Source organism: Bisbaumannia pacifica (genome assembly GCF_007989625.1).
In the GTDB taxonomy this organism is placed as follows: domain Bacteria; phylum Pseudomonadota; class Gammaproteobacteria; order Pseudomonadales; family Halomonadaceae; genus Bisbaumannia; species Bisbaumannia pacifica.
The window spans coordinates 23,792-46,121 of the sequence record NZ_BJUK01000029.1 but is presented as its reverse complement, the minus strand read 5'-3'; the positions used below and the strand labels follow the sequence as shown (position 1 = coordinate 46,121).

The following is a 22,330-nucleotide window of genomic DNA, read 5'->3' as shown; positions in this document are numbered from 1 at the left end:
CAGCGCCAGGATATTGGTCTGGAAGGCGATGGAGTCGATCACGTCGATGATCTCGGTCATCTTGCGGGACTGCTCGGTGATGCGCCCCATGGTCTGCACCACCTCGCCCATCAGCTCGCCGGCCTGCCCCACCTGAGTGGCGTTGTCCACCGCCAGGCCGCTGGCCTGGCGGGCATTGTCGGCGTTCTGCTGCACCGTGGTGGTCATCTCCTCCATGCTCGAGGCGGTCTGTTGCAGGGAGGCCGCCTGCTGCTCGGTGCGCGAGGAGAGGTCCTCGTTGCCCTGAGCGATGTCCCGCGCCGCCGGCGTCACCACGGAGACGCCGCGATTGACGTCGCCGACGATGCTGCCGAGGCTCTTGCGCATGATATCCAGGGCATGCATCAGGCGACCGATCTCGTCGCGGCGCCGCGAGGGCATGCTGGCCCCCAGGTTGCCGGCGGCCATCTGCAGGGTGAAGGCCGTGGACTCCTTGAGCGCCTTGATCATACTGCGCACCATCAGGGTCCCCAGGCCCACCAGCAACACCAGGCCGACGATCAGCAGGCTGAGCTGGGCGAGCATCATCTGCTGCTTGCCGGCGGCGGCCTCCTCGGCCATCACCAGGGCCGCGCCCTGCTTGTCCTCGATCAGGCCGTTGACCTGGGCGGAGAGCTCGCGACCGCTGGATTGTAGGTTATCGCGGCGCTGCTGGGCGCCGGTGAAGATCTCGAAGGCGTCCTCGGAGGAGAGCACCGAGACCATCTCAAGGATCCCGTCCTCGATATAGGCCGACAGGCCCTCATCGAAGGTATCGGCGCGGGGGGTGTGGTTGACCTCCCGGTTCCGGTACTCGCCCCAGATGGTCTCCAGGCGCTCGGCCACACCGGAGAGCTCCCCGACCAGGCGCTCGGAGTTCTGCACCAGCTCCATCTGGTTGGTGGTCAGCAGGGACTCATAGCCGGCGGTGATCAGGCGATCGAGCTGCTGCAGCCGCGCCACGTCCTGGAGACCGTCCTGGTTGAGGGCCTGGAGTCGCTCGCCGGAGGCCTGCAGCCCGTAGAGGCCGAGCAGGCCACTGGCCAGCATCAGCACCATGGAGATCGCCACCATGCCGCTGATGCGCGCGCGCATGGAGCCCAGATTGACGCGCTTGAGCTTGGCCATCACCCCGCGGCGACGCAGGCGGCCGCGGTGCAGGGTCAGGTGTTTGCCACGCCCCTCGCGAATCTCCGCGTAGGCCGCCTCGGCCTGGGTCACCTCCTCGCGGCTGGGCTTGACGCGCACCGAGGCATAACCCACCGTCTCGCCATTCTCGACGATCGGGGTGACGCTGGCATGCACCCAGTAGAAGTCGCCGTTCTTGCAGCGATTCTTCACCACCCCGGTCCAGGTCTCGCCCTCCTTGAGGGTCTCCCAGAGGTTGGCGAAGGCCGCCTCAGGCATGTCCGGGTGACGCACCAGGTTGTGGGGGGCGCCGATCAGCTCCTCCCGGGAGAAGCCGCTCACCTCGACGAAGGCCGGGTTGGCATAGGTGATGCGGCCCTTGAGATCGGTCCGCGAGATCAGGAAGGTGTGCTCGTCGAGGGGATACTCGCGACGAGTCACCGGCTGGTTATTACGCATATCGTGGCTCCCTGCATGGCGCCCCCCTGGGGCGCCGGGTCGTTATTTTTTATTGGTCAGAAACTTTCCCAGTCATCGTCGTCGCCCTGGGCCCGCGCCACCGGGGTCGCCGCCGGCTGCGGCCGGGACTCCCGGGCCTCGCCGCGGGCGCTTCCCAGGTCGGGCAGCCAGCGCGCCAGGTCATCGTCGCCACGCGTCTCGTCGACGCGGAACTGGGCCACCGATTCGCGCAGCCGCGCGGCTTCCTCCTCCAGGGCGGCGGCGGCGGAGGCGGCCTGCTGCACCAAGGCGGCGTTCTGCTGGGTCACCTGATCCATCTGGGTCACCGCCTGGTTGACCTGCAGGATGCCGTGACTCTGCTCCTGGGAGGCGGAGGCGATCTCGTCCATGATGTCGCTGACTTTCTGTACCGCCTGGACGATCTCGCCCATGGTCTGGCCGGCGCGATCCACCAGCGCCGAGCCGGTATCCACCTTGGCCACCGAGGCGTCGATCAGCTCACGGATCTGGCGGGCCGCCTCGCCGCTGCGGCTGGCCAGATTACGCACCTCGCCGGCCACCACCGCGAAGCCGCGGCCCTGCTCGCCGGCCCGGGCCGCCTCCACCGAGGCGTTGAGCGCCAGGATATTGGTCTGGAAGGCGATGGAGTCGATCAGGCCGATGATCTCGGTGACCTGCCGCGAGCTGTCGCTGATCTCACGCATGGTCTCCACCACCTGGCCCACCACCTCGCCGCCCTGACCGGCGGTCTGGGAGGCTTCCTCGGCCAGGCGGCTGGCCTGGCGGGCGTTGTCGGCGTTCTGCTCCACGGTGGAGGTGAGCTCTTCCATGCTGGAGGCGGTCTCCGCCAGGGAGGCGGCCTGCTCCTCGGTGCGCGCCGAAAGGTCCTGGTTGCCGCTGGCGATCTCCTGGGTGCCGCCATAGATGGACTGGCTGCCACGGCGCACCCGGCTCACGGTACCGGCGAGCCCCTCCTGCATGTGCCCCAGGGCGGCGTAGAGGCGACCGATCTCATTGTTGCCGCGGCGCTCGACCACCCCGGAGAGATCGCCCTTGGCGATCCGCTCGCAGTGATCCACCACCCGGCCCAGGGGACGAATCACGTTGACGGTGACGCCCCACAGCACGACGACCACGGTGGCGGCGGCCACCAGCAGCACCAGGATGATGGCCAGCTTGACCGTATTGGCGACGCTGAAGAAGTTCTCGTAACGCTGGGTCCCCTCCGCCTCCACGGTATGGAAGAAGCTCACCGCATCGGCATAGAAGGCGGCGTTCAGGCGCTCGGCCTCGCTGCGCAGGGCCTGAAAGCGCTCGATATCGCCCTCCGCCAGGGCGCGCTGCTGGGGGATCAGGGCTTCGTCGAAGAGCGCCGCGACGCTTGCCGCGATAGGCGGAATCAGCGCCTCGTTCTCCGGCTGGGCGGGAAGCGCCACGAACTCCGCTAAGACTCGCTGGGCGCTCTCCAGGCGCTCGCCCAGCGCCACCGCCGCCTGTTGCGCCTGACGACGCCCGCTATCGCCATCGGCATCGACAAGCTGCGCATGCAGGTCCTCCATGGCGATTCGCGCGGACATCATCATCGAGTTGCCACGATTGAGGGTGGCCTGCTGATCCACGTTGACGGCGCTAAAGGCCGCCAGCTCCCGCTGGCTATAGTTGACGGCGTAGAGGCCCAGGCCGCTGAGCAACAGCAGCAGGGCACTGAAGGTGACCAGCACCAGGGTCCAACTGACCCGCACGGTCATGTTATCGAGAAGCTTCACGACTACCCCTTGAATTACCGGGCCCCACCCCTGGGGTGGAGCGACTTGAGCGTTGGGCCGCGGCATACCGCGGCCGTATCAGGGTCGTTGTTGTTGTCTACCCGACGCTCTGCGGCGTCTCGGCGCCGAGTCGCCCCGGCGCCCTCCCCGTCATTCGCTGACGTTTTCCACCAGCGCCATCTCGTCGCTGGTCAGCAGGCGTTCGATATCCACCAGCACCAGCATGCGATCCTCCAGGCTGCCCAGGCCGCTCAGGAAGTCGGAGGAGAGGGTCACGCCGAATTCCGGCGCCGGCTTGATCTGTTCCGGGGTCAGGGTCATGACGTCGGAGACGCCATCGACCACGATACCCACCACGCGCTCGCCGACGTTGACCACGATCACCACCGTCTGGCCACCGTACTCGACGCTGTCGAAGTGGAACTTGATGCGCAGGTCGACGATCGGCACGATCACCCCGCGCAGGTTGGTCACCCCCTTGATGAAATCGGGGGCATTGGCGATCCGGGTGACGTTCTCGTAGCCACGGATCTCCTGCACCTTGAGGATATCGATGGCATACTCCTCGTCTCCCAGGGAGAAGACCAGGAATTCACGGCTATCGGCATCCACGGCGGCGGCGCTGGCGGCATTCATCTCGCTCATGAGGGTTCGACCTCCTTCTCGGTCTGGGGCAGGTGGTGAGTCGGCGCGTGCCGACGCTGTTCGTAGCCGACCTGCTGCTTGCTCTGATTGAGGCGGTGCAGGCCGGCGATATCGAGAATCAGGGCGACGCTGCCGTCGCCGAGGATGGTGGCGGCGGAGACGCCGGGCACCTTGCGGTAGTTGGTTTCGAGGTTCTTGACCACCACCTGCTGCTGGCCGAGCAGGTCATCCACCAGCAGGGCATAGCGACGCCCCTCGCCCTGGACGATCACGGCGATGCACTGGGTCGGCTCGGTGCAGGCACCGGCCACGTCCAGGGCCTGGTGCACCGCCACCACCGGCAGGTACTCGTCGCGCACCTTGAGCACCACGTCATCGCCGGCCATGGCGTAGAGATCCTCCTGGCGCGGCTGCAGCGACTCCAGCACCGCCGACAGCGGCAGGATAAAGACCTCGCCGCCGACCTTGATCGACATGCCGTCGAGGATCGCCAGGGTCAGCGGCAACACGATGCGGGTGGTGGTGCCCTGCCCCGGCCGCGAGAGGATCTCCACGTGACCGCCCATCTCCTGGATGTTGCGCTTGACCACGTCCATGCCCACGCCACGGCCGGAGACATCGCTGACCTCCTGGGCGGTGGAGAAGCCCGGGGCGAAGATCAGCTGCCACACCTCGTCGTCGCTCATCGCGTCGGAGACCGAGAGGCCGTTCTCGCGGGCCTTGGCCAGCAGCTTGTCGCGGTTGAGGCCGGCGCCGTCGTCGATCACCTCGATCAGGATATTGCCGCCCTGGTGCTGGGCGGAGAGGGTCAGGCGACCGGTGCGCGGCTTGCCGGCGGCCTCGCGGGCCTCGGGGGATTCGATGCCGTGATCGAGGCTGTTGCGGACCAGGTGGGTCAGGGGGTCGATGATGCGCTCGGTGAGGCTCTTGTCGAGCTCGGTGGACTCGCCCTCGGTGACCAGTTCCACGTCCTTGTCGAGCTTCTTGGCCAGGTCGCGCACCAGCCGCGGGAAGCGGCTAAAGACATAGTCCATGGGCACCATGCGGATCGACATCACCGACTCCTGGAGGTCCCGGGCATTGCGCTGCAGCAGGCTCATGCCGTTGACCAGGGCGCCGTTGGAGACGTTATCCAGCTCGCTGACGGTCTGATCGAGCATCGACTGGGTGATGATCAGCTCGCCCACCAGGTTGATGATCTGATCGACCTTGTTGACCGGCACGCGAATCGAGGTCGTCTCGCCGCCCTTGGCCGCCGCCTTGGGCTTGGCGGCAGGCTTGGCGGCGGGCTTGGCCGAGTCCGCCGCCTTGGCCGGCGCCACCACGGCGGGGGGAGTCGTCTTGGCGGACGCCGTCTCGGAGGGTGCCGCAATCGGCGGCTCGGCCTCCGCCGATGCCGACGGCTGGGGCGCCGAGGCCTCGCGCACCTCCACCTGCTCCGCCTCGACGATAAAGCACATCACCGCCTCGATCTCGTCGCGGTCGCTCTCGGTGGCCAGGCTCACCTCATAGCGTTCGGCGTCGCCGCCCTGCCCCTTGATCTCGCCCAGGTGTCCCAGCTCCTCGATCAGCAGCTCGCGATCCTTGTCGCCCACCTTGAGCAGGGCCACCACCAGGTTGGCCCCCTCGGCCGGCGCCGGTGCGGCCGGGGGCACCGACTCGACCGGGGGCTCGGGCCGGGGTTCCGCGGCGGGCGCCTCGGCCGGCGCTTGCGGAGCCGTCGCCTCGGGGGCGGCGCCGCCGGCCCCTTCCAGCCCCTGGCCCATCTCGTCCAGGGCGATCTGCTGCAGCACCTTGCAGATGCGCTCGAAGGCCTCCGGATCGGGCTCGCCGCCCTGACGATAGGCGTCCAGCTGATCGTTCAACATATCCTTGGTTTCCAGAAAGGTATCGACGATATCGCGGCGCAGGGCGAGCTCACCGCGCCGGGTATGATCGAGCAGGTTCTCGAACAGGTGCGTGGTCTGCTGGAGCACGTCGAAGCCGAAGGTGCCGGCGCCCCCCTTGATGGAATGGGCGGCACGGAAGATCGCATTGAGCTGCTCGGGGTCCGGCGACTCGAGGTCAAGCTCGAGCAGGTGGCGCTCCATGTCCGCCAGCAGCTCCTCGGCCTCTTCGAAGAACGTTTCGTAGAAATCACTGAAATCCATGCTAGTCCCCGCCTTGTAATTCGATGATCAGACCCGATCCGAGCCCCTCGCTGTATCCGTTGGTCCGCTCAGGGCGTCGGCGCCGCGGCGTCTTCGCCATCCGCCTCGACGGTCCCATCCGGCAATGCTTCGACGGCGCCTTGCGGCAGCACCTCGGGGTCCGCGGTCATGCCCTGGGAGAGAATCTGCTGCGCCGCCCACTCGTCCAGTACCACCAGGCTGATACGGCGATTCACCGCATCGTCCGGGGCGGTGTCCGCCATGGGCACCCGGTCGGCCATGCCCGCCACCCGCAGCAGCCGCTCCGACTCCAGGCCGCCGGCCACCAGCTCGCGGCGCGAGGCATTGGCCCGGTCGCTGGAGAGCTCCCAGTTGCTGTAACCACGATTGCCGCCGATATAGGGCACGCTGTCGGTGTGGCCGCTGATGCTCAGGCGATTGGGCAGCTCGTTGAGCAGCGGCGCGATGGTACGCAGCAGGTCGCGCATATAGGGGGCGACCCGATCGCTGCCCAGTTCGAACATGGGGCGCCGCTCGGAGTCCACCAACTGGATACGCAGCCCCTCCTGGGTCAGGTCCAGGCGCATCTGCTCGCGCAGCGGACGCAGCTGCGCATCGGCCTGGATCGCCGCCTCGATGCGCTCTTGAAGCTCGCGCAGGCGCCGACGCTCCTCGGCGCGCCCGCGATCGCGCAGGCGTTGTCGCTCCACCGCCTCGCGACTCTGGTCGCGCAGCTCGATGCGCGCGATCTCGCCCTCGGCATGGGCCGGATCGGGACCGCCACCGGGAATGGCGCTGTCGCTGGAGGTGGTGCGATCCCCGCCGGCGATGGCGGTGGTGAGCGGCGTGCGGAAATACTCGGCCACCGCCTCCAGCTCGGCACGGCTCGACGAGGAGAGGATCCACAGCACCAGGAAGAGCGCCATCAGGGCGGTCATGAAATCGGCCAGGGCGATCTTCCAGGCGCCGCCATGGTGGTTATGCACCACCTTCTTGCGGCGAATGATGATCGGGCGACGCTGCTCGCTCATGCCCCACCCTTGGCGGCACGCACGTGCTCCTCCAGCTCGATGAAGCTGGGCCGCTCGGCGCTATGCAGCGCCTTGCGCCCGAACTCCACCGCCACCTGGGGAGCGCAACCATTGAGGCTGGCCAGCAGGGTGACCCGCACGCACTGCAGCATCTTGACCCCTTCGGCCACCTGGCGCTCGATACGATGGGCCAGAGGATTGACGAAACCGTAGGCCAGCAGGATGCCGAGGAAGGTCCCCACCAGGGCGTGGGCGATCATGACGCCCATCTCGTCGGGGCCCGCATCGGCGGCGCTGAGCGCCTTGACCACCCCCATCACCGCCGCCACGATGCCGAAGGCCGGCAGGGCATCCCCCACCTTGGCCAGGGCATCGGAGGGAATGCTCGCCTCGTGCTCGAAGGCCTCGATCTCGTGGAGCATCAGCTCGTCGAGCTCCAGGGGATCCATGCTGCCGCTGACCATCAGCCGCAGATAGTCGGTGATAAAGCCCATGATCAGCGGATCATTGAGAATCTTCGGATGCTCATTGAACAGGGCGCTCTCCTGGGGGTTGTCGATATCCCGCTCAATGCCCAGCATGCCCTCCCGGCGCATCTTGGCCAGCAGCTTGTACTGCAGGGCCATCAGCTCCATGTAGGCATCCTTGTCATAGCGGGTGGTACGCTTGAGCTTCGAGGCGGTACGCAGGGTCGCCTTGATCGCCTTGCCATTGTTGGCGGCGACGAAGGCCCCCACGGCGGCACCGCAGATCATCAGGATCTCGGTGGGCTGGTAGAGGGGCCCCAGGTTACCGCCGGCCAGCACGAAGCCGCCGAAGACGGATAGGGTGACGATCAGAAAGCCTATGGGTATCAGCACGACCAGGATCCTTCGCTACAGCATGGGTGGCATCTTCCAGGGTTATCGGCATGCCCCCGGGGGACTTGAGGCATCTCACGAAAAAATCTCGCCATGGACGTCGAATGCGCTCGCCTTCGGCGGGTTTCTCCGACCGGCGCCGACACACGAAAAACTCTCGCCCGGATACGACTGGCCCCGCCACGGCAAACCGGGGCGGGGCCATCCACGAGACACCAGGAGCCAGGCTTAGCGACCGACCAGGCGGGCCGCCGGCAGGGCCTCGGTAGCGGTATCGGCCGCGGCGCGCCGGTTCTTCTTGGTCTTGCCGGCCCGCGACGGGGGCTGGCAAATGCCGCAGACATAGCCCTGACCGGGGGTATGGGCGTGGGTCACGAAACGCCCGCCGCAGCAGGTGCAGGCGGTGAGCTCGAGCATCTCGCTCTCGAAGAAGCGCACCAGGGTCCAGGCCCGAGTCAGCCCCAGCACCGGCTCGCTGTCGTCACAGGCCATCTGCTCCAGATAGAGGCGATAGGCCTTGACGAAACCCTCCATGCGGGCACAACCGAGCTCTTCGGTGAGACGCCGATAGAAGTTGTAGAACAGCGACGAATGAACGTTCGGCAACCAGGTGATAAACCAGTCGGTGGAGAACGGCAGCATGCCCTTGGGAGGCGACATGCCACGCACCTCCTTGTAGAGCTTGACCAGGCGGCTGCGACTCAGCTCGGTTTCGGTCTCCAGCACCTGCAGGCGCGCCCCCAGCTCGATCAGCTCGATGGCCAGCTGCACCTGATGCATTTCCTTGACCAGACTCTTGTCAGCCACGCCTCACCCCCTCGCATCGGCGATGGCGGCGCCGGCCCCGATGGTCGACATCAGCAGAGCCGCATGGGAGGAAGCCAACCCCTGGTCGCGGGGGTTGCTGGTCAGCTGCTCGAGCTGGGTGGCATCGTCGAAGTTGAGGCGACACAGCAGCTGATTGGTGCGGGCCAGGCGGCCCAGCTGCTTGCCGGAGAGAGAGAGGATCAGATCCGCCATGGCGTCGTCCATCTTGAGACGGAACATGGCCGTGGCACGATCTTCGCTGAGCAGCCGCTGCACCAGCAGCAGATACGACAGATTCAGATCCTGGATATCATCCAGAACACTATCCATTTGCATTATGACAGATTCCCTACGTACCCAAGTGTTCCGAGGTCGCGTCGATGAGCCCCGATTCTTATGGCCGATCGCTATGCTTGTGCTTGTTACGATCAGCATGCCTTTGATTAGGCATTTTCGTACGTTGTTGTAGGATTTTTATGACAGCTTTTCAAGTCGCGACAAAAAACGCTCGTTTCACGCAAGCGGTCGGTTTTTCGCCGGATTTTCACAATTAAGTTGCAAAAACAAATGATTGCCCAGGGGGGCCGGTCCCGTGACGGGGCCTATCACATACAAAAAGCTACAAAATGCTGGGCTTATTTACCGAAAGCTAGTATGAGGGGGAATCACGCTCCAGGTCCCTGACCCAGATCAACAACTCGGCGATTACCTGGTAGAGCTCGGGGGGGATGCGCTCATCCAGGTCGAGCTGCATCAGCAGCGCCACCAGTTCCGGAGAATCATGGACCTGGAGGCCGCTCTCGCGGGCCGCGCTAATGATGCGCTCGGCCAGCTCGCCATAGCCCTTGGCCAGGACTCGCGGCGCCTCGTCGCCATCCCGGTAGGCCAGGGCCACCGCCTGGCGACGCCGCCGCTGCTGCCGGGTATCGCTCATGTGCCCTCCTCCGGCCTATGCCGCGCCGCCAGGCGGGCCTCGAAACCCAGCGCCTCGAGGCGCCGGGCCAGCCGCGGCAGCCCGGCCTCGAGACGCGACACGACGCCGGCCTCGGGGCTATCCAGGGTCAGGTTGAGGCGCCGTGCCACCAGGCGCAGCTGGACCGCCAGCTCGCCGAGGCCGGGCAGCACCAGGGTCAGCTCCGAGGCCCAGGCCTCGCCCTGGCCACCCTCCTCCTCCGCCTCCTGGCGAGCCCGCTCGTCGAAGCCCGCCGGCATCTGAATCGCCAGGGCCATAAAGATCCCCGACCAGACATCCCCCTCCCAGCGGATCACCGGATTGACCAGCAGCTCCAGTTGATGACGCAGCACCCCCTGCAGTGACTCGGCGATGGGCTCGCCGACGCGCAGCGGGACCGGCTCGCGAGATGCCTCGACCGCTTCGCCGACCTGGGCGGGGCCCGGCGCCTGGCCGGCGAGCGCCGAGGACGCGGCGGCCCCCAGCGGCACCGCGGGTGCCGCGGCCGAGGCCCCGGGCATGGCCCCGGACGCAGCCCCAGGCGATACGCCGCTCCCGGCCGACCGGGACGACCCCAGGGCCTGGATCTCGGCGAAGGCGAGCCCGCCGCGCCCGGCCGCTTCGCCACCGGTCGGCGTAGCCGCCGAGGCCGCCACGAAGGGAACCGGGGTCGCGCCCCCCTGAGCGCCTGCGGCCTGGGCCACCATCTGAAGCGGCGAGGCGCCTCCACCCCCCGCCATCGGTGCCGCGCCCCGTGTCGAAACACCGGCCGAAACGCCAGCCCAGGCGCCAGGCGCGGGACGCCAGGGCGCCGCGGCGACGTTCCCCTCGGCGGGTGCCGGCCGGAAGGTGAGAGTGCGCCACTGCTGGGGTTCCTGAGTCAGGGCGGTCCGGGGCAGTTCACCGCGGTACCAGCGCGCCAGATGGGACTCATGAAAGAGCCCGCTCTGGCGGATACTGCCCTCCAGGCGCTGGGCCAGGGCATCCGCCGACGGCGGCTCCCCCTGGGGCATCAAGGGCATCGCGGGACGCACCGCCGAGGGCGGGGCGGGGAACCTGAGCAGCAGGTCGGCGATGGTGTGGGCGGTGGGACTGAAGTGGGTCTGGAAGGAGCCGCCGGGGGGCGCCGCCGGCGCGGCGGGCAGGGCGGGACGCCCCTCGCCACGGGTGGCGGTCGGCGTCAGTTCGGCGATGGGGGGGCGACGCCCGTCGAGGCGGGAATCGCTGTGCAGGGCCCGGGCGGCGTCGGAGGCGTTGAGGGGCCGCACCGGTTCGTTGAGATCCCGGGGCGGCGGATGATCGACCCGCTTGCCCAGCACCTGGTGCAAGAGGGTGTCGAGGATAGGAGTGATACCACTCACGACGAGCCTTCGGGGAAGCGCGCCCGGGCCTCGATCACGCCACTGCTGGGATTGCGATAGGCCCGCTCCAGGTCACGCTTGCGCCGGGAGTTGCCGATCAGCTCGCCCAGCTCGTCGCGCCGCGCCACCAGATGGCGACGCACCTCCATGTCCTGCTCGAGGATGCGCTCCAGCAGGCCGGCCTTGCGCTCGCGCTGCGCCGGTTCCAGCTCCAGCCCCTGATCCTCCCGGGCGAGACGCTCCACCTCCAGCACGTAGTGGGACTCCTCCTCGATCAGGGCATCCCAGGCCTCTTCCCGGGCCTTGGCCAGCATCCGAGTGGAGCGCTCCAGCAGCGCCTCGTAGGCCGCCAGCAGGCGCTCGGCATCGCTCGCCGCGGATTCAGGGTGGTGAGTCATGCTTAGCCCCCTTGGTCGGCGCGACCGATCTCGCGCCAGGCCGAGCCGATATCCTCCAGCAGGCGTTCGGCCTCATCGAGGGCATCGGTATCGTTGCGCAGGTTGGCCTGCAGCAGGCGCCGGCCAATATAGTCGTAGAGCCCGGCCAGTTGAGTGGCGACCTCGCCCCCCTTCTCCTCGTCCAGGGCCGCCGCCAGGCCGTTGTTGACGATATCCAGGGCCTTGGAAATCGACTGCCCCTTGCCCGCCGTATTGCCCTGCTCGATATGCAGCCGGGCGGCACGAATCGCCGCCTGGGCGCCATCGAACAGCATCACGATCAGTTGGTGGGGACTGGCCGCCATCACCCCGCTCTCGACACCGACTCGGGCATAGGCGCCGGCGCCCTTGGCATGACCCTTGGCATAGGCGGCTGCGCCGCGTCTGGCACTCATCATCGGACTCCTCGTTGATCCACCGGCGCCCCTGGGTTACCGGCGGTGACTCTCGACTTACCTATTGTGACCGACACCCTGCCGCGGTCAGGGAGCGATAAGACAGCATCCTCGTCGCTAATTCCCCTTATCGGCGGTCCCGATGGGCACTTTAGCCCAGTCGAGCATATTTATGCCGGCGGCAGGGGCAACGCCTCGACCGGTTCGCCCAGGGCCGCCAGGGCACCATCGTAGAGCGGCGCCGCCAGGCCCGCCTGGGGGCGCGCGGCCTGCTCGACCCGACTGACCTGGCTGGGCTTGCCCTGGCGATCCAGGCGCCGCACCCAGGCCAGCTCGCCACCGGCATAGCGCACCAGGGTGCCCACCGGGAAGCGCCCGAAATGGGCGATATAGCGTTTGACCCAGCGCTGCTCGAAACGCTCCGGATGGCTCAACAGATGGCGATAGATGCTCGCGACACTCCAGGCCGGACGATCCGTGCGCGGCCGCCCCATGGCATCCACCACGTCCACCACCGCCGCCAGGCGCGCCAGCTCGGGCAGGTCGGGGCCGCGCTTGCCATCGGGATAGCCGCTGCCATCCAGGCGCTCGTTGATACCTCCCACCACCGCCGTGACCACGCTGCGCGACAGCCAGTGACAGGGTGCCGCCTGATCCAGGATCAGCGCCACATGCGCCTTGAGCTGACGGTACTGGGCCGCATTGAGGCTCTGGGCATGCTGCAGCTCGGCGGGCAGCATGCCCTTGCCCAGGTCATGGATCATCGCCGCCGCCACCAGGCTCTTGCGCAGCCCCTGGGGGAGTTGCTGGGTGGCGACCAGATCCACCAGGCGCACCGCCACCGCCAGGCCGTGCTGCACCAACTGGGCCTCATGGGTCAGGCAGCTCAGGGCGAAGAGCAGCTCCTCGCGATCCTCGTCCAGCAGCATCAGCAGGCGGTCGGCGTTACGCGAGAGCTCGATGCTATCCAGGCCATGGCCCTGCTGCAGGTCGAGGAGCTGCGCATCCAGGTAGGCGGCCAGGCGCGCCAGGCGCCGCGCCATGCCGGTGGGATAGCTCTCGGCGCGACGCCGCCCCACCTGGGGCGCTGCTTCCGAGGACTGAAACAGTGCCGAGGGGGCCCGGGTGGTATCGCCATCGCTGGCGTGGCGCGCCGCCTCCCGCTCGATCTCGCGCACATAGAACCACAGCAGGCGTTCCTGCTCGGGGGTGATATCGACGAAATGGAACCCCGCCTGTACCAGGTAGCGCTCCGGCTCCGGCTTGAGGTGGCGCACCTCGGCCTGCACCGAGAAGCGCTGCCCACTGGGGAAACAGAGCTCCAGTTCGAGGCGCTCCGGGGCCTGCGGCAGGGCGCCCGAGGCCATGGCCGGCAGCTCCACCCGACAGCCCTGCACCGAGAGGTCACGCAGGTCGCCCTGTAGGCTGGAGGCGCCGCCCAGCTCGCCATGCAGGGCGCGCAGGATCACTCCCACCTCCATGCTCAGGCGCAGCTCGGCGCGATAGCTGGCGCGGCGCTGCAGCACCTCGAGCCACTCGGGGCAGGCACTGCTGCACTGCAGGCGGCCGTCCACCTCGTGGCTCTCTTCCAGGCTCAGCCAGGGGCTGCGCAGCAACTTGCCATGCACCTGCCCCTCCAGCCGAAAGCGCTGGCCGCGGCGCAAGGGCCCGAGTATCTCGCGGATCGCCGAGATATCCAGCAGCAGCGTTTCGCCCAGGCGGGCGTCCAGCACCAGCACCGGCAGCGACGCCTCGCCCTCGCCCTCCAGGCGCAGCGATGCGCCGCCGGGCTCGGTCAGGCTTTCCAGCAGTTCGTGGAGCTCCAGGGGGCTGTCCACGCGAAGGTAGCGGGTCTCTTGCGGCGCCATCCGTGTCCTCATTCAACAAGCCGTCGACGTCGCGACCGGAGGGCCGCGACGGCATTTCGGAAATATTACCGGGTATCGGCCGCGATGCGCCGGACTTGAGCCCGGGCTACTCGGCGACCAGCCACTGCCGGCAGAAGGCCTCCTCCGGCAGCGGCGGCGAATAGAAATAGCCCTGCCCCTCGGGACAGCCCAGCGCCCGCAGCGCCTCGGCCTGGTCCCGCGACTCCACGCCCTCGGCGAGGGTCGAGAGCCCCAGGCTCTCGGCCATGGCGATGATGGTGGTGACGATGGCGTGATCATTGGCGTCGCTGAGCATGTCGCGCACGAAGGAGATATCGATCTTGATCTTGTCGGCGTCGAAGCGCTTGAGGTAGGCCAGGGAGGAGTAGCCGGTGCCGAAGTCATCGATATGCAGCGCCAGGCCCTCGGCCTTGAGCCGCTGAGTAATGGCCACGGCCTGGTCGGGGTCATGCATGAAGCCGCTCTCGGTGAGCTCCAGCGCCAGGCACTCCGATGCCACCCCATGCCGCGCCAGCGCGTCCTGCAGCTCATCGAACAGCTGCTCGTCCTCGAACTGGGCCGAGGCCACGTTGATCGCCAGGCGTCCGGGGAAGTCGACGCCCCGAGCCCGCCACGCGGCCAGTTGACGACAGGCCGCATCGATCACCCAGGCCCCCAGGCGGTGGATCAGGCCACGCTCCTCGGCCAGGGGAATGAACTCCGCCGGGCTCACCGCCCCCAGCTCGTCATCGAACCAGCGACACAGCGCCTCGGCACCCACCAGGCGCCCGCTGGCCAGGTCCACCTGGGGCTGGAAGTAGAGACTCAGGCCATCATGCTCGAGGGCCCAGGCCAGTCGCGCCGCCATGCGCAGTCGCTCGCCCACTCGGGTGCCCAGGTACGGCTCGAAGACGCAGTAGCGCTCGCCGCGCTGCTTGGCATGGTACATGGCGATATCGGTATGCTTGAGCAGCTCCCGGGCGCTGGCGGCGTGCTGTGGATAGAGGGCGATGCCGATGCTGACCGCCACCTCGAAGGCCTGATGGAGGATCCGCAGCGGGGCCGCCAGGGCCCGCTGCAGCCGCTCCGCGGCGGCACAGGCCGCGACCCGATCGGCGGGATCGACCATCACCACGAACTCATCGCCCCCCAAACGAGCCAGGAACTCCCCCTCGCCGAGGGCCGCGGCGAAGCGCTCCGCCACCCCGGCGAGCACCCGATCCCCCACGTCATGGCCCTGGGTATCGTTGATCTCCTTGAAACGATTAAGGTCGAGGAAGAGCAGCGCCAGGGGGCGTCCACGGGACGCTTTCAGGGCCCGCTCCAGGCGTTCGGTGAAGGCGGTACGGTTGGGCAGGCCGGTGGCGGCATCCTCATAGGCCAAACGGCGGATATTGGCCTCATCGGCCTGACGGGTCAGCTCGGCCCCAACCCGCGAGGCGAAGATCTGCAGCAGGCTGGTGACGAAGGTGGCCTCCTCCAGGGGCTCGGCGAACATCACCCCCAGCAGGCCGATCGCCCGTCCCTCGGCATTCTCGAGGCGGCGCCCGGCATAGCCGCGCACCCAGCCCAGGGAATCACGCAGCGCCGGGGGCAATGCGGCGGCGGCCTGATCGTGCACCACCACTTCGCCGGCCTCGAGCACCTGACCGCAGGGCGTGCCCGCCAGGAGATAGCTGAAATTCGTGAGGCTCTCGCCATCCACCACCGCCGCCAGGGTGGTGGCCTGCCCCGGCGTGTCGGAGTCGAGGCGCGCCACGAAGCCGAGCTGGCCACCCACCGCCTTGGCCATCTGTCGCGCCAACTGATCGAGCCATTCATCGCCGCCGCGCGCCGAGACGGCGCCGGCGATGGTCAGCACCGCCTGCTGGATCTGCTGCTGCTCGCGGCGATTGCGCAGGGTGGTGACCCCGTAGGCGAGGTTATCGGCCAGCTCGCCCAGCAGCCGAAGCTCGTCCGCCGATACCGCCTGGGGCCGCCCCTGGTAGAGCACCAGCAGGCCGAAGGGGCGGCCCTCCTGCTTCAGGGGTAGCGCCACCACGCCATGGTAGCCATGGGCACGGGCGGCCTCCCGCCAGACGAAGCCCGGGTCATCGTCGATGCAGGACACCACCTCGGCCCGGCCGCTGCGCAGTGCACGCCCGGCCGGCCCCCGCCCGCTGGGCGTCTCGGCCGACCAGCTCAGCGAGAGTTGTGACAGGTAGGTGGTGCCGATGCCCGCCTGGGCCAGGGGCACGATGCTCTTGGCACCGTCGTGGCGCGCCTCCCCCACCCAGGCGAAGCGATAGCCCCCTACCTCCACCGCCAGGCGACACACCGCCTGCAGCAATTGCGTCTCGGTGGCGGCATGAATCAGGGCCGCATTGCAGCGGCTGAGCAGGCGCAGGGCGCGATTGCTGGCCTCCAGTTGGCGTTCGTGGCGCTTGTGATCGCTGATATCGCTGATCACCCCCTCGATCATGCACAGGCCGCTACTCTCGTCCACCACCGCCTGGCCCTGCTCGCGGACCCAGCGCAGCTCGCCGTCGGCGGTATAGAGGCGGTAATTGACGGCGAAGGGCCGCTCGGCGGCCATCGCTTCCTCGACGCTGACCACCAGTCGTTCCTGGTCGGCGGGATGGATCAGGCCGGCGAAGCGTCGGGCATGCTCGCCGAGCAGGGCCTCGGGGGCATAACCGGTGATCCCCCGGGCGCCCTGGCTGACATATTCCATGGTCCAGTAGGGATCATGATGACAGCGATAGATCATGCTCGGCAGGTGGCGCAGCAGGGTCTCCAGGCGGCGGGTACTGATGCGCTGCTGACGTTCCGCCAGCTGCCGGGCCAGCTCGGCCCCGGCCCGGGCCGCCGCCAGGCGCAGCAACTCCTCGACCAAGGAGGAGCCCGGCAAGGGGCGCGAATCCAGCGCCGCCACCAGCCCCAGGGGGCGGCCGTCGGGGGCGCACATGGACACGCCGAGATAGCTCTCCACCTCCAGCTCGACCAGTTGGGCATCGTCGGGAAAGCGCGCGGCGACGCCGCGGGAAAAAAGGCATAGGGAGCGGTCGGAGACCGACGCGCAGGGCGTCCCCGCCAGCGGATAAGGCGCGGCGTGGCGATGCTCGCCTCGGGACCAGAAACTAAGGGGATGGGCCAAGTCGCCCTCGATACGCGCCACCAGGAGGTGATCGACGCCGAGGATCTCGGCCAGGCAGCGGCTCAGGCGATCGAAGAAGTCACCATGGGCCTCGAGACTATCGGCCAGGCGGCGAAAGGCGGCCCGGGCATCGATGGCGTCGGGTCGCGCCTCGGCGGCGGCCACTTCCTGATAAGCGTCGTTCATGGACCTCCTTGGCCTAACGGCGTGATCGACTCGAATCGGCCGGCGGCGCTGAAGTGAAGCCGAAAGCAGCCATGCACGCCATCCCGACCGACCAGTCGCCGCAGCGCCACCGCGGGAAAGGCCACCCGGCGACCATCCAGGCTACGGGCAATGACCCGCTCGATACGCCCCTCGTAGTGGGCCAGGCAGGCCTCGGCGGACAACGCGAGTCGAATATCGATACTCGGCACACGGGGCTCCTCGGTGACACCGACCCTCGGATTATCGGCCGGTGCGCCCCGGACTTGAGGCCGCTCAGGCGCTTCGACGCTGGTCGAGCAGGGCCAGGGCCGCCTCGGCGGTATCCACTATGGACGCGCAGTGATTGAAGGCCAGCAGACGCAGCTCGTGCTCCAGGTCATGATCGGGCCAGGTTTCCAATACTAGCCCCACTTCCTCGGCCAGGGCGAGACGCCGCGACGGCGATAGCTTGGCCGCCTTGCGACATAGCAGCTCGAGTAGGGAGTCGGGCAGCCCCTCGATACGCAGCAGCGACAATTGTGCCGCCTCACGGCAGCGATGATACGACAGGGTGACCTCGGGGCGCGATGCACAGCGCAGTCGCCAGCGACCATGGCACCCCCCCTCGCTATCCCGGGCAACGGTAAATTGTGTGGTTATTCTCACCGACACTCCTTAGCTGAGACTCATCATCCCTCCCTGCTCAGGAGAAGAGGCAGGGACCTACTGTCTTTATCGGCCGCCCCCGGTGGGGGTTGAATCAACAAAGCCTGAAACAAGCCCTCAAAGCGGTGCCATTTCTACGCGATTCTTGCCCTTGCCCTTGGCCGCGTACATGGCCTGGTCGGCATGCCGCAGCAGGGTGTCGGCATCCGCCGCCTGCCCGGGGCCATAATAGGCAACGCCGAGGCTACCCGAGACCCGTACCTCGAGATTCGCCGCCAACCACACCGGTGACGAGATGGCCGTCAACAGCCGTTCGATTACCGCCTCCCCCAGCGCCGGGGCCTCCAGGTGGGTGATCACCGCCACGAACTCGTCGCCACCCAGCCGGGCCAGGGTATCGACTTCCCGCAGCACCTCGCGCATGCGCTGTCCCAGGGCAACCAGCAACTGGTCGCCCACCTCGTGACCATGGCGATCATTGATCGCCTTGAAGCCATCCAGGTCGATAAAGACCACCGCCAGGTGGTGGGCATGGCACGCCACCTGGCGCATTCCCTCATTGATCCGCTCGGCCAGCAGCAAGCGATTGGGCAGGCCGGTCAGCACATCGTGCTGGGCGGCATGCTCCAGGGCCTGCTGATGCGCCTTGAGCTGGCTGATATCGGCGATCAGTCCCACATAGCACTGCAGGCGTCCCGCCTCGTCGGTGACGGCGCTGATGGTCAGGCGTTGGGGATAGACCTCGCCGCCCTTGCGGCGATTCCAGACCTCGCCCTCCCACTGCCCCAGCTCGAGCAGGCGCTGCCACAGGGAGGCGAAGAACTCGGGCTCGTGGCGCCCGGCGCCGAGCACCCGGGCATTGCGCCCCACCACCTCCCCACGCCGATAGCCGGTGATTCGCTCAAAGGCGCCGTTGACCTCGAGGATCACGCCACGCGGGTCGGTGATCAGGATGCCCTCGTGGGCGTGGCCGAAGACGCTAGCCAGTAGGCGCAGGCGATCCTGCTGCTGGCTCAGCAGCCGATTGCCCCGCCACAGCAGCAGCAGCAGGCCAATCACCACTCCCAGCGCCCCGCCCAGGCCCAGCAGCACCTGCCAGTAGCGCCCCCAGATATCCCGCCAGGTGAAGGCCGGCATGGCATCATAGGGCGGCAGGCGCAGCGCGCGCGCCAACTGCTCCACCGGCAGGTAGTCCTGGGGCGGGGCGAAGCCGGCGATCTGCGCGGCTTGAGCCGCCGGGTGCTGCGGCGATAGCGAGAAGAGCGCCACCGCCACCCGACGCACCGTCGCCGGGGCCACCTGCGGCAGGGCGATAAAGGGCCATTCCGGATAGAGCCGGGTGGAGACCCGGTAGGGAAAGTCGACCAGTTGCTGGGCATTGATTACCGCCAGCCGCGAGCCATCCAGGCGCCCCTCGGCCTGCATGCGCTCGAGAATACCGGTACGCACCCAGCCCGCTTCGGTGCGCCCCTCGAGCACCGCCGCGACCACGGCATCATGGCTGCCCACCTCGATCAATTGCGTCTCACGGTCGGGATCGATACCGGCCTGCCGCAATTCATAGGCATGGGCCTGGAAGCCGCCCAGGAAGCGCCGCCCGGGGATGGCGATGTGTCGTCCGCGCAGGTCGTCCAGGGTCTGGAGCTCCCGACGCTCCCGTAGGCGAATCATGGTTCCCCCCAGGTGGGTCACCGCCGCCCCTTCCTGAAAGTTGATCATGGTGGCCAGGGCCCCGGTGAGGCTGCTGCGGCTGCGCACCTGGAGATAATGACTGGGGTTGGTCATCAGCAGGTCGACCCGGCGATGGGCGATGGCCGACTCGATCTCGTCCAGGCCGAGCACCGCCAGCTTCACCTGGGTGTCTCCCAGTTGCTCGCCGAGGTACTCCGCCAGGGGACGGTAACGCGCCTCCATCACCTCGACGGGGCGATAGGCGAAGATGCCCAGGGTCAGCACCTCCCGAGGCTCGATATCGCCCTCGGCGACGCGCTCATCGCCGAGAGCGGCGCCCGCCTTGGCCGCCGCACTAAACAGCAACATCAGCCCCAACAGCCACCCGCACACATACCGGCTCATTGCCAGGCCCCCTCTGGCAGGTAATGGGGCGAGACCAGACCGGTCAGATCGGCCCGGCGCGTCATCAGGCCGCGCTCGACCAGCAACGAGTTGATGCGACTCGCGGCGCGCATCACGACGCCGTCGTCGGCCAGGTAGGCGTGATTGGCCGCCAGCCCCGGCAACTCCAGGCCGGCATAGGTGCGTCGTACCTCCGCCAGCGTCAGGCCCCGCCAGGCCCCGATACGCCGCAGGGCATCTCCGGGGTTGCTCTTGAGATGCCCCAGGCCACGGAAGTGGGCCGCCACCAGATCGGCCATGGCATGGCGTTCCCAGCGCAGGATATCGGTGCGCACCGCCAGGACATCGAGGACCAGGTCGGGGAACTGGCTACTGTCGAACAGCCGGATCGCCCCGGCCCGCAATAACTGGCTGGCAAAGGGCTCGTAGGTGATGGCGGCATCGAGGCGCCCCGCCTGCCACGCCGACAGTTGTTGATCCGGCGCCAGGTCGACCAGCGTCAGTTGCTCTCGACCGAGGCCCGCCGCCGCCAGCACCTGTGAGAGCACCAGCTCGCCCAGCGCCGAGCGCTCCACCGCCAGACGCGCTCCGGCCAACGCCGCCAGCGATGGCAAGGGCTCCCGGGACACCACCATATCGGCACCCACCGAGTCGTTGAGCACCGCTACCACGCTGAGCGCGACCCCGGCGACCCGGGCCTTGAGCACTTCGTCCAGGGTCAGGGCGGCCGCCGCCAGGTCGCCGGCCTCGAGCGCCGCCAGCGAGGCCCCGGCGTTCACCGAGCCATGCAGGGTGATTCGCTCGGGCAGCCAACCGAAATGCTCGGCCAGGTAGAGGGGCTCATACCCCGGCCAGGGGTGGATGCCGACGGCCAGGGCGGGCAGGGGCCGGCACCCCGCCAGGGCCAGGGGGGCAAGCGTCAGGCCAGCCAGCGCCCCGAGCACCTCGCGGCGACCCACGCCTCCTCCTCGCTGCATCCTGCCCTCCCGAGCGACCGTTTGCTTTTCCTGTCACGGGATATCGGCAAGCGCCGAAATTTCTTTAGCTGGCGCGAACCATCTCCCAGGAGGCTAGGGGCCCAAATGGCGATAGACCTGTACACAAAAAAGCACAAAAAATGGCTAAAGAAGCTATCGCCCGAACCGATGATAAGTTCAGGGACTATTCGATGCCGTGCCGCTCGGGACCCACAAGCCTCAAGGGTAGTGCCCAGCGACGCCGAAGCCTCGCCTAACCGCCCCGTAGCCAGCCGCGGTCCCTGCCTCAGCCTCCCATGACCCTGGTGCCTGATATCGATCGGCTTTCGAAAAGAAGATCCCCGCCAGGATCGTCGTAGACAATCGACCGACCGGAGCGTCGGTAAAACAAAGATGACAAGGAGTCAGCAGCCATGGAGCCCAAGATGTTGTGGACAATACTTCTCAGCGGCAGCGCCTTGGTGATCGCCCTCGGTATCGCCCTGGCCTACTACCGCAGCATCCACAGCCAGCCGCCGGCACCGCCCGCCGAGGAAAGCGCGGCCTCGACACCGCCTCGCCCTGACACCGCCCCGACACCGACGAGACGCGCCTCCCGTGGCCCGTCTCACCCCCACTCCCGCGCCCAGACCCAGGCGCTAAAGCAGTGCTGGTTCGTGGTTTTCGACACCCCCTCGGAGGCGACCAATCGCGGCCTCGCCGCGCGGCTGAACAAGCGCAACGCCTTCTATGACGCCGAGCTCGGCGTCTACTACGTCACCTCCCAGAGCGCCGCCTACCAGTTGACCATCGCCCACTCCAGCTCTCCGGGGCGCCTGCCACCGCTGCATCAGGGGGGCGAGCACCCACCACTGGACGGCATCTCGGTGCTGATCAAGTTCATCAACAAGCGTAGCGTGGTCCGCAATCCCAGCACCTTTATCGACCTGGTGCTGGACGTTCATGCCCTGGGCGGACGCATCCTGACCAGCGACCGGGAAGAGATCGCGCCGGACGACTTCAAGGCCCGACTCACCGATAACTCGGCGGAAAATGCCTGACTAGCCTCCCCGCCATCCTGAGAAACAGGTGGTCCGCCGAGACCACCTGCCCTCCGACACCGATACGAGCCGCTCAGCGCTACGCCACTCCTCATCGCCTCTAGCATTCGGCATCGCCAGCCATCCGACCTACTGCATAGCAGCAAATGCCTCAAGTCACCCGACGAGTGGCCGATATGGTGCGTGGACACATCGCACAAGCCACCACACGGCGAGCCGCTTCCCATAGACAGCCACGCATGCTAATTTATATTGTTGCAAATTAGAGACATACAAGAAGCCGATACCGATCGGCCGACTCAGAACGCAAGGGATGGCATAGCAAGTGCAGGAACCCCACCGAAAGAGCATGGCGCGCTCGGCGCCCCTGCT

The 22,330-nt window shown here is 67.6% G+C and carries 19 protein-coding genes; 1 reads left to right on the top strand and 18 read right to left on the bottom strand.

Translation table 11 applies throughout. From position 1 onward, the window contains the following. From HPA02_RS12510 to HPA02_RS12425, 18 genes are all read right to left on the bottom strand, one after another. The coding region (locus tag HPA02_RS12510; protein WP_146803539.1) for a methyl-accepting chemotaxis protein at positions 1-1,605 on the bottom strand (1,605 nt) is incomplete at its 3' end. Positions 1,606-1,661: 56 nt separating this feature from the next. Then, positions 1,662-3,371 (bottom strand): methyl-accepting chemotaxis protein, encoded by a 1,710-nt coding sequence (locus HPA02_RS12505; RefSeq protein ID WP_186809981.1) that lies wholly within the window; start codon positions 3,369-3,371, stop codon positions 1,662-1,664. Positions 3,372-3,521: 150 nt separating this feature from the next. Further along, entirely contained in the window at positions 3,522-4,016 is a 495-nt protein-coding gene (gene cheW / locus HPA02_RS12500) for a chemotaxis protein CheW (protein ID WP_146803538.1), read from the bottom strand. Continuing rightward, the gene (cheA, locus tag HPA02_RS12495; RefSeq protein ID WP_146803537.1) at positions 4,013-6,166 is read right to left on the bottom strand and encodes a chemotaxis protein CheA; all 2,154 of its coding nucleotides are present in this window, start codon (positions 6,164-6,166) and stop codon (positions 4,013-4,015) included. The genes cheW and cheA overlap by 4 nt, the downstream gene beginning before the upstream one ends. Positions 6,167-6,234: 68 nt before the next feature. Further along, the gene (gene motB, locus HPA02_RS12490; protein ID WP_146803536.1) at positions 6,235-7,197 is read right to left on the bottom strand and encodes a flagellar motor protein MotB; all 963 of its coding nucleotides are present in this window, start codon (positions 7,195-7,197) and stop codon (positions 6,235-6,237) included. Then, positions 7,194-8,057, bottom strand: a complete 864-nt coding sequence (motA, locus tag HPA02_RS12485; protein WP_146803535.1) for a flagellar motor stator protein MotA — start codon at positions 8,055-8,057, stop codon at positions 7,194-7,196. Before motA ends, motB begins: the two co-directional genes overlap by 4 nt. Before the next feature lie 228 nt (positions 8,058-8,285). Then, positions 8,286-8,864: a flagellar transcriptional regulator FlhC gene (flhC, locus tag HPA02_RS12480; protein ID WP_146803534.1), complete on the bottom strand. Its 579-nt coding sequence runs from the start codon at positions 8,862-8,864 to the stop codon at positions 8,286-8,288. A 3-nt stretch (positions 8,865-8,867) separates the two neighbouring features. Further along, complete coding sequence (flhD, locus tag HPA02_RS12475; RefSeq protein ID WP_146803533.1) at positions 8,868-9,200, bottom strand: flagellar transcriptional regulator FlhD; 333 nt, start codon at positions 9,198-9,200, stop codon at positions 8,868-8,870. Between the two features lie 313 nt (positions 9,201-9,513). Continuing rightward, positions 9,514-9,798: an EscU/YscU/HrcU family type III secretion system export apparatus switch protein gene (locus tag HPA02_RS12470; protein ID WP_146803532.1), complete on the bottom strand. Its 285-nt coding sequence runs from the start codon at positions 9,796-9,798 to the stop codon at positions 9,514-9,516. Further along, the gene (gene fliK / locus HPA02_RS12465; RefSeq protein ID WP_146803531.1) at positions 9,795-11,177 is read right to left on the bottom strand and encodes a flagellar hook-length control protein FliK; all 1,383 of its coding nucleotides are present in this window, start codon (positions 11,175-11,177) and stop codon (positions 9,795-9,797) included. The genes HPA02_RS12470 and fliK overlap by 4 nt, the downstream gene beginning before the upstream one ends. Further along, positions 11,174-11,575, bottom strand: coding sequence for a flagellar protein FliT (fliT, locus tag HPA02_RS12460; RefSeq protein WP_146803530.1), 402 nt, complete (start codon positions 11,573-11,575; stop codon positions 11,174-11,176). Before fliT ends, fliK begins: the two co-directional genes overlap by 4 nt. Positions 11,576-11,577: 2 nt before the next feature. Then, positions 11,578-12,009: a flagellar export chaperone FliS gene (gene fliS / locus HPA02_RS12455; RefSeq protein WP_146803529.1), complete on the bottom strand. Its 432-nt coding sequence runs from the start codon at positions 12,007-12,009 to the stop codon at positions 11,578-11,580. Between the two features lie 170 nt (positions 12,010-12,179). Then, entirely contained in the window at positions 12,180-13,877 is a 1,698-nt protein-coding gene (locus HPA02_RS12450; RefSeq protein WP_146803528.1) for an HD domain-containing phosphohydrolase, read from the bottom strand. Between the two features lie 106 nt (positions 13,878-13,983). Further along, complete coding sequence (locus HPA02_RS12445) at positions 13,984-17,199, bottom strand: EAL domain-containing protein (protein WP_146803527.1); 3,216 nt, start codon at positions 17,197-17,199, stop codon at positions 13,984-13,986. After that, on the bottom strand, positions 17,196-17,429 hold the full coding sequence (locus HPA02_RS12440; RefSeq protein WP_146803526.1) for a DUF2835 domain-containing protein: 234 nt from the start codon (positions 17,427-17,429) through the stop codon (positions 17,196-17,198). The genes HPA02_RS12445 and HPA02_RS12440 overlap by 4 nt, the downstream gene beginning before the upstream one ends. A 64-nt stretch (positions 17,430-17,493) precedes the next feature. After that, a complete protein-coding gene (locus HPA02_RS12435) occupies positions 17,494-17,865 on the bottom strand; it encodes a hypothetical protein (protein ID WP_146803525.1) in 372 nt (123 codons plus the stop codon). A gap of 117 nt (positions 17,866-17,982) precedes the next feature. Continuing rightward, positions 17,983-19,941, bottom strand: a complete 1,959-nt coding sequence (locus HPA02_RS12430) for a diguanylate cyclase domain-containing protein (protein ID WP_146803524.1) — start codon at positions 19,939-19,941, stop codon at positions 17,983-17,985. Beyond that, positions 19,938-20,918: an ABC transporter substrate-binding protein gene (locus HPA02_RS12425; protein WP_146803523.1), complete on the bottom strand. Its 981-nt coding sequence runs from the start codon at positions 20,916-20,918 to the stop codon at positions 19,938-19,940. The genes HPA02_RS12430 and HPA02_RS12425 overlap by 4 nt, the downstream gene beginning before the upstream one ends. A gap of 413 nt (positions 20,919-21,331) precedes the next feature. Between HPA02_RS12425 and HPA02_RS12420 the strand changes: the two genes are divergently transcribed. Continuing rightward, positions 21,332-21,958, top strand: coding sequence for a flagellar basal body-associated FliL family protein (locus HPA02_RS12420; protein WP_146803522.1), 627 nt, complete (start codon positions 21,332-21,334; stop codon positions 21,956-21,958). Positions 21,959-22,330: the final 372 nt, after the last annotated feature.